This is a genomic window from Bradyrhizobium sp. LeoA1Lang (genome assembly GCF_055413685.1).
The window spans coordinates 1-7658 of record NZ_JBVAPG010000256.1; the positions used below are offsets into that span (position 1 = coordinate 1).

General features: G+C 64.3%; 4 protein-coding genes and 5 pseudogenes. All 9 read left to right on the plus strand.

Annotation, left to right across the window (positions count from 1 at the left end; genetic code table 11):
- Positions 1-123: 123 nt before the first annotated feature.
- A pseudogene (locus tag ACZYOF_RS40795) lies at positions 124-567 on the plus strand (cytochrome P450); the annotation flags it as partial.
- 126 nt (positions 568-693) lie between these two features.
- Positions 694-1698 carry a polyprenyl synthetase family protein gene (locus ACZYOF_RS40800; RefSeq protein ID WP_463719283.1) on the plus strand — a complete coding sequence of 335 codons (1005 nt, stop codon included), beginning with the start codon at positions 694-696 and terminating at the stop codon, positions 1696-1698.
- A 57-nt stretch (positions 1699-1755) separates the two neighbouring features.
- A pseudogene (locus tag ACZYOF_RS40805) lies at positions 1756-2301 on the plus strand (prenyltransferase/squalene oxidase repeat-containing protein); the annotation flags it as partial.
- A pseudogene (locus ACZYOF_RS40810) lies at positions 2298-3189 on the plus strand (terpene synthase family protein). The pseudogenes ACZYOF_RS40805 and ACZYOF_RS40810, both read left to right, overlap by 4 nt.
- A gap of 242 nt (positions 3190-3431) precedes the next feature.
- Positions 3432-4868, plus strand: a complete 1437-nt coding sequence (locus ACZYOF_RS40815; RefSeq protein WP_463719284.1) for a tyrosine-type recombinase/integrase — start codon at positions 3432-3434, stop codon at positions 4866-4868.
- Between the two features lie 5 nt (positions 4869-4873).
- A complete protein-coding gene (locus tag ACZYOF_RS40820) occupies positions 4874-5587 on the plus strand; it encodes a tyrosine-type recombinase/integrase (protein ID WP_463719285.1) in 714 nt (237 codons plus the stop codon).
- Positions 5584-6583: pseudogene (locus ACZYOF_RS40825) on the plus strand (tyrosine-type recombinase/integrase). The gene ACZYOF_RS40820 and the pseudogene ACZYOF_RS40825 overlap by 4 nt, the downstream one beginning before the upstream one ends.
- Positions 6584-6696: 113 nt before the next feature.
- Positions 6697-6840, plus strand: a pseudogene (locus tag ACZYOF_RS40830) (transposase domain-containing protein); the annotation flags it as partial.
- Positions 6841-7494: 654 nt separating this feature from the next.
- Positions 7495-7658 (plus strand): transposase (locus ACZYOF_RS40835; RefSeq protein ID WP_463702678.1); only part of this gene is annotated, 164 nt, incomplete at its 3' end.

Sequence of the window (7658 nt, forward strand, 5' to 3'; positions counted from 1 at the left end):
AGCGGCAGCGAAATAAAACGCGAGACCGCATCAAATGGATGTTCACAACCGACAAAGCCCGCGCCAAACTCCGCCGCGCCTATCCCGCTGCAGCCAAAGAGTCAAAACCACTGTGATGAACCACTAGCTCAGTGTCCGGTCGCCGAGGCGCTGTTCCGCGAGACGCTGCGCCTGCATCCGGCGACGCCGCTCCTGGTGCGTCGCGCACTGCGTGAATTGCGACTCGGCCAACGGCGCATTCCCGCAGGCACCGATCTGTGCATCCCGCTGCTGCATTTCTCGACCTCGGCGCTGCTGCACGAGGCGCCTGATCAGTTCCGCCTGGTGCGGTGGCTGCAACGCTCCGAGCCGATCCGGCCGATGGACATGCTGCAGTTCGGTACCGGCCCACACGTCTGCATCGGCTACCATTTGGCATGGCTGGAACTGGTGCAGTTCTCCATTGCCTTGGCGCTGACCATGCACAAGGCCGGAGTGCGGCCGCGGTTGCTGAGCGACGTCGAAAAAGGCTGGCGCTATTACCCGACCGCACATCCGTCCATGACTATCCGCATCGCATTCTCATGAGCTGGCATTGCAGGCCCCGGCAGCAGCGCCAGCGACGCGCGGCATTACTGCACCAGCGCGCGCTCGGTGCGACGCCGGCAATACTGCCGCGGCTCGGCGTGGCCCTCTCCTGTCAGGTACGAGGACATGAACAACAAGCAGACCGATTCCACGTTACAGGATCGTCGAGCTGGCGTTTCCGCCCTCGGCGCGTTGGACGCGCAGGCGCCCGGTGCATCCGGCAGACTGCTGGCGGAGATCTGGATGCAGGACGGCGCAAAGCGGGTCGAACAGGCGCTGGCCCGTCTTCTCTGCGCCGAAGAGGGTGAGACCGAGCTGATGGCGGCCACGCGCTACGCCACCTTGCAAGGCGGCAAGCGCACCCGCGCCTTGCTCTGTCTGGCTGCCGGCGAACTGGCCGACACGCCGGCGCACACGCTGGACGACGTCGGTGCCGCCATCGAGATGATGCACGCCTGTACCCTGGTCTACGACGACCTGCCCGCGATGGACGATGACGTGCTTCGCCGCGGCCTTCCGACCGTGCACGTCAAGTACGGCGAAGCCACTGCTATCCTGGTCGGTGATGCGCTGCAGGCGCACGCCTTCCTGACCCTGGCGAGCCTGGATGCGCCGCCCGACAAGCGCATCGCGCTCGTGCGCGAACTGGCGCAGGCCGTGTCCGCCGAGGGGGCCGCAGGCGGGCAGGCCATGGATCTGTCGCTGGTTGGAAAGCACGTCGAGCTGGACAGGATCTTGGCGATGCACCGGATGAAGAGCGGAGCGCTCGTGCGCGCCTCCGTTCGCATGGGCGCGCTGTGCGTCGTAGCGGAGGATGCCGCGCACGCTGCGCTGTACCATGCGCTCGATCGCTACAGCGCCTGTTTCGAGCTGGCCTTGCAGGTGATCGACGACATTCTCGACGCGACAGCGGATATCGCGACGCTGGGCAAGACCCCTGGCAAGGATGCGGCGGCGCAGAAGCCGACCTGCGCGTCGATCATGGGGCTGCAGGCAGCGCACCAGTTCGTACCGGATCTGTTGCGCGATGCCGGGGAGGCCATCGCCCCGCTGGGGCCGCGTTCGGAACGGCTGGCGAAGATGCTGCAGCGGGCCGACGCGTATCTGTTCAAGCACGCGCCATGCGCATAAGCGACCGCTCGCATGGAGCAGCCCCTTTGCCGCTGCGATCGGCCGGCGGCAGCGGTGACCTCCGTGTCAACCAACATCCATGCCCTGCACGCGTTGCGACTGTTGGGAAAGGCCGCCGCCGGTACCCGCGCCTACGTCGAGGCCAGTCGCAACCAGCACGGTCTATGGGACAACGAAAAATGGCACGTTTCGTGGCTGTATCCCACCGCTGATGCGGTCGCTGCGCTGGCGCAAGGCAAGCCCCAGTGGCGCGACGAGCGCGCGCTGGCGGCGCTGCTGCAGGCACAGCACAACGATGGCGGCTGGGGCGCCGGTCGCGCATCCACATTCGAGGAAACCGCCTATGCGCTGTTCGCGTTGCCCGCGATGGACGGGAGCGAAGAGCCGGCAGGGCGCCAGCGCATCGCGCGCTCGGTGGCGCGTGCGCTGGAGTGGATGCTCGCCCGCCATGCGGCGCATGCATTGCCGCAGACGCCGCTGTGGATCGGCAAGGAACTGTATTGCCCCACCCGGGTCGTGCGCGTGGCCGAACTCGCCGGGTTGTGGCTGGCGCTTCGTTGGGGGCGGCACGTCCTGGCCGAGGGAGCAGGAGCAGCGCCATGATCCAGACCGAACGCGCGCTGCAGCAGGTGCTGGAGTGGGGGGCGTTCCCTGACCGCCTTCGCCGACGAGCATGCCGTGGAAGGTCAGGGGCGGCCAGTACATCCTGCAGCGCATCCAGGCGAGCCTGCGCGACACCAGCGCCCGCACCGGCCGCGGTCCGCAGGACGAAACGCTGATCGTGGCGTTCTATCGCGAACTGGCGCTGCTGTTCTGGCTCGACGATTGCAACGACCTTGGCCTGATCACGCCGGAGCAACTCGCCGCGGTAGAGCAGGTGCTGGGGCAGGGCGAGCCGTGCGCGCTCCCCGGATTCGAGGGCTGCGCGCTTCGCTGGACGCGCTCGCCTACGATCGTCGTGCTCAGCTCCTCGACGATATCCGGTGCTACTGCGCGGCGCTGCGCGCCGGACACGCGCAGGCAGCACGGGCGGAACGCTGGTCCTACGCCGAGTACCTGCACAACGGCATCGATTCGATCGCCGACGTGTTCCGTTGCCTGTCGTTGCTGTGGGGGCTGGACATGGCGACCTTGCGCGCGTCCGGCGTTCGCCAAGTCCTGCGGCTCATCTCCGCGATAGAGCGCTTGCAGAACGATCTGCATGGACACGACAAGGAGAGGTCGGCCGGCGAGGCCGACAACGCGGGGATCCTGCTGCTGCGGCGCTATCCGGCTATGCCTGTGATGGAGTTCCTCAACCGGGTGATGGCGGAAGAACGCTTTCCCGCGCCCTGGGGACCGTTGATCGAGGCCATGGTGGCCATCCGCGCGCAGTACTACCAGACCTCGACGAGCCGCTACCGCAGGGGCGGCCCGATCAGAAGGCTCGACCGGGCGCGACAACCGGATGTTCGTAAGCGCTCAGCCGGGGCCCTATTGAGGCTGGCTTGACGATTTGCGGAATCGCCACGGCATGAGGTCTTCGATCCTGCTATCGGGATGCCGTCGATGATCGCCTCGAGTGTTTCGGCGATGTAGGCAGCCGGGTTGACGTCGTTGAGCTTGCAGGTTTATGCGGCCCGCCGAACTATGCCGAGTCGGGTCGTTTTCCCCAGATTTCTCGCTGACCGGCGTTTGGTCGGTTCGGCATAGTTCGTTCTGTGCCTCCGCTTTCAACAGCGGAGAACAGGAAGATGGAAGTTGAAGAGTACTTGGGCAGAAGCCGGCTGTGCCGGCGTCTCAGAAGCGGGCCGCACGGACGGCTCGTCGAGTGCTACGCCGTTCGTCTCGTCGAAGAGAGGCTCGTTCGGCACGGCGCGTGGCGTTGCCTCAACGTGGTTGGCGGGCTCCTGAGTTGGATCGCGGGCCGTCGCTATAAGCTGGTCGATCTCGATGAGCAGGTCGTTGAGCGGTACCTCCGGCATCGAGGCGGGAGGCAGTCTATCCAACCCGGTGACCGGGCAGCGCTCAAGCGATGGCTGTCGGTGCTGCGCGAGGAAGGCGCGATCGCGCCGTTGGTGCTACCGCCTCTCACCCAGCACGAACGGATCTTCAAGGAGTTCGATGCCTACCTACGATCAGAGCGCGGTTTGGCCCCGAGGTCCATCGTCCGCCATCTCCCGGTCATCCGCAGGTGTTTGCACGAGGTGTGCTCCGGCGGCGTCGCCGCCCTGTGCAAGATCAGCCAAGAGGACGTGATCCGCTACATTGAGCGCCACGCCCAGGATTGGAGCCCGGGAACAGGCAAGGCGATGTGCTGGTCGTTGCGCGCCTTTCTCCGTTACCTCCACCATCGGGGGCTGAACGTGCGCCCGTTGGCGGATTGCGTTCCATCGATGCGACGATGGAAGCTCGCAACTCTGCCGACCTATCTGCCTGCCGCTCAGGTGCGGAAGGCTCTCGACGGTTGCGACCGAGAGACGGTGATGGGACGGCGCGACTACGCCATTCTGTTGTTGCTGGCCAAGCTCGGCCTGCGGGCCAACGAGGTTGCGACGCTCACGCTCGATGATATCGACTGGCGCGCCAGCGAGATACTCGTTCGCGCCAAGGGCCGACAGCGTGCACGGATGCCGATACCGCCAGACGTTGGCGCGGCCATCGTTGCATATCTGCGCAGTGGCCGCCCAAAGTCGTCGTGCCGACGGTTGTTCGTCCGCACACTCGCGCCGCACATCGGGTTTGCTTCCGGATGTGCGATCACCATGATCGCCAAGGCCGCCCTCGATCGGGTTGGAATCGACGGTTGCGCACACCGCGGCGCCCATATCTTCCGACACAGTCTCGCTACCGAGCTTCTCCGATCTGGCGCGACCTTGTCGGAGATCGGACAGTTGCTGCGGCACGAGAACCACGACACCACCCGGATTTACGCGAAGGTCGATATCGATGCGCTGAGAACATTGAAGCCTGCCCTGGCCGGGAGGCGTGCAATGAGCAATCTGCGCGCCGCACTCGATAAGTACCTGAGCATGCGTGGTTTGGATACAAGTACGAGCACCAGACCCGTCGGCTCGCCGACTTCGTCGCCTTCATGGAGAAGCGCAAAGCCAGGAGCATCACGACGAAGCTGGCCATGGAATGGGCAACGCTGCCGCCCGATCGTCATGCATCCTGGGCGCTGCGATTGAGCGACGTGCGCGGGTTCGCGCGCTATGTCGCCAACTTCGATCCGAGAACGCAGGTACCGCCCGTCGGCATGCTGCCCGGATGGAAGCGCGCCAAGCCCTATGTCTACAGCGACGCGGAGATCGATGCGTTGCTGACGGCAGCGCTGGCTCTGCCACCAGCGGGCGGGCTGCGTCGATGGACCTACCATACCCTGTTCGGGCTGATCGCGGTGACGGGCATGCGTATATCCGAGGCGATGGGCCTGGAGCGTGATGACGTCGACCTCGACGCCGGCGTGCTGACGGTCCGGCTGACCAAGTTCGGCAAGTCGCGGCTCGTGCCATTGCATCCGACGACGAGAACCGCGTTGCGCGACTACGCCCACCGGCGCGACGCGATGCTCGGATCACGCTGCGGCTCGACCTTCTTCGTTGCCGAACAGGGAGGCCGCTTGCTGCACCAGTACGTTCATCGCGTCTTCTGGCGATTGTCCCGAGAGATCGGGCTGCGGCGCCCAGGTGATCGTACCGGGCCACGCGTGCACGACTTCCGTCATCGCTTCGCCATCCGGACGCTGCTCGACTGGTATCGCGAAGGCAATGAGCAGCAACTCCCAGTACTCTCCACTTACCTCGGCCACGCCTGCGTGCGTGATACTTATTGGTATCTCTCGGCCTGCCCCGAGTTGATGGAAGAAGCGGCGCGGCGTCTCGATCGGCGGTGGGAGGTGACGCCATGAAGTCCGCCTGCAATGTCGCGACGTTGATCGAGCGCTTCTTCACCGAGCGCCTCATGCGCCAGCGCAATGTTAGCGGCAACACGATCGCCTCCTACAGGGACACGTTCCGGCTGCTGTTCATTCGCACAGGTGCAGCTGCGGAAGCCCCCATCGGCCCTGACGCTCACCGATTTGGACGCAACGTTCATCGGCGCGTTCCTCACTGATCTCGAGGTAAAGCGCGGCGCCAGCGCGAAGACGCGTAACCTGCGTCTGACCGCCATCCGATCCTTCTTCAGGTTCGTGTCCTTCGAGGAACCGGCACACAGTGCGCTGATCCAGCGCGTGCTCGCCATACCGAGCAAGCGCCACGACAAGCGACAGGTGCACTTCCTGACGCGCCCGGAGGTCAAGGCGGTTCTCGCCGCGCCCGATCGAACGACGTGGCTTGGCCGCCGTGATCACACCTTGCTGCTGGTCGCGGCCCAGAAGGGCTTGCGCCTCTCCGAGCTGACTGGCCTTGACCGGGATGCCGTCCACCTCGGGTCTGGCGCACACGTACGATGCGTCGGTAAAGGGCGGAAGGAGCGGACCACTCCGCTGACCACACTCGCACGGTGTGCGCTCCAGGCATGGCTCAAGGAACCGTTGCGGAAAGGAGCAACAGCGTTGTTCCCGAACGTGTACGGGGGCCGGCTCAGTGCCGACAGCGTCCAGTCCCTGCTGGGAAAGCATGTTCGTGTCGCTCACAAGAGTTGCCCGTCTTTGAAGGCCAAGAGCGTGTCGCCGCACGTGCTGAGGCACAGCGCTGCGATGGAACTGCTGCAGGCCGGCGTCGACTGCTCCGTGATCGCGCTGTGGCTCGGTCATGAATCGGTCGAGACGACGCAGACGTACCTGCACGCCCACCTCGCCCTCAAGGAAGCTGCCCTGGCGAAGCTCAAGCCGTACGAGCGCGGCAAGCGAACCCGCTTCCAGCCGAATGACCGCCTGCTCGCCTTTCTGGAGGCGCTCTGAACGACCAGACTATGCCGAATGGAATGGGGCTGCCCTGCAAGCGATCGACGGTGCCAGCGTGACAACGGCGTGCCATACCAACTCCGTTCGGCATAGTTCGGCGGGCGGCATAAACGGCCAAAATGAACGACGTGGATCCACAAGCCTGGCTCGCCGACGTCCTGGCGCGCATCGCCGCACATCCAGCCCAAAAGCTCGAAGCGCTGCTACCCTGGAATTGGCGCGACCAGAACAAGCAAGCCAATCAGGCTGCCTGAGTAACGGCCACGCGGTCCTCACCGGACGTCACCGGATGCGTATTATAGGTCCTGATCTATTGAAGTAGGGGGTGAAAAGGTGCGTCTTTTGAAGCTTTTGTTGGACGGCGAACGAATGCCTCGCCGGGAAGGCGATGTGAGGGGTCCTCCGCAAGAACAGTCACATTTGGATGCTCCAGAAGGGAGCGATGGTCGCCAGGAAGAGGGGGCCCTTCAACGACGCTCTCGAAAGCAGCGCGCCATGGAGTTGCTGCGCTAGCGGACTCCCGAGTGTAAGAGATGCAGAGCGCCGAAACCTTCTTAGGTACGTATAGTTTGCCCGCGCGAATATGGCGAATGAACATTTGGAAGATTTCCTTAAGCGCCGGTACACCGATTTTCCATGCACCAAAAGCAGCGCTCGCGAGCGTAGCGAAGTCACCCGGCCGAATTGCCATGGTTGCATCGTGTTCAGGCGACAATCCTCCCTCGTCGACAAGGAATGCAAGGAATTCCGACCATTCCTGGTCCAAGGTGAGAGTAGGAGGCATCCCTAGCACGGACGGATGAGCACTATCGATCATTGCCACCAAATTGACCCTGAAATGGACCCCGGTTTTGGGACCAGAGGCTAAGTTGGAAAAGGGCCGCTCCGTTTGATAGACGGAGGGCATGATGACGACGAAGACACGACGCAAGATCGATGCGGCGTTGAAGGCAAAGATCGCGCTGGAAGCCGTGCGGGAGCAGGCGACGGTGGCCGATCTGGCCCAGCGCTATGAGGTTCACCCGAACCAGATCTATGCCTGGAAGAAGCAACTGCTGGACCAGGCGGCCCG

Coding starts and splice junctions, on each gene's coding strand:
- ACZYOF_RS40800 (WP_463719283.1), top strand. CDS start 694: ATGAACAACAAGCAGACCGATTCCACGTTACAGGATCGTCGAGCTGGC.
- ACZYOF_RS40815 (WP_463719284.1), top strand. CDS start 3,432: ATGGAAGTTGAAGAGTACTTGGGCAGAAGCCGGCTGTGCCGGCGTCTC.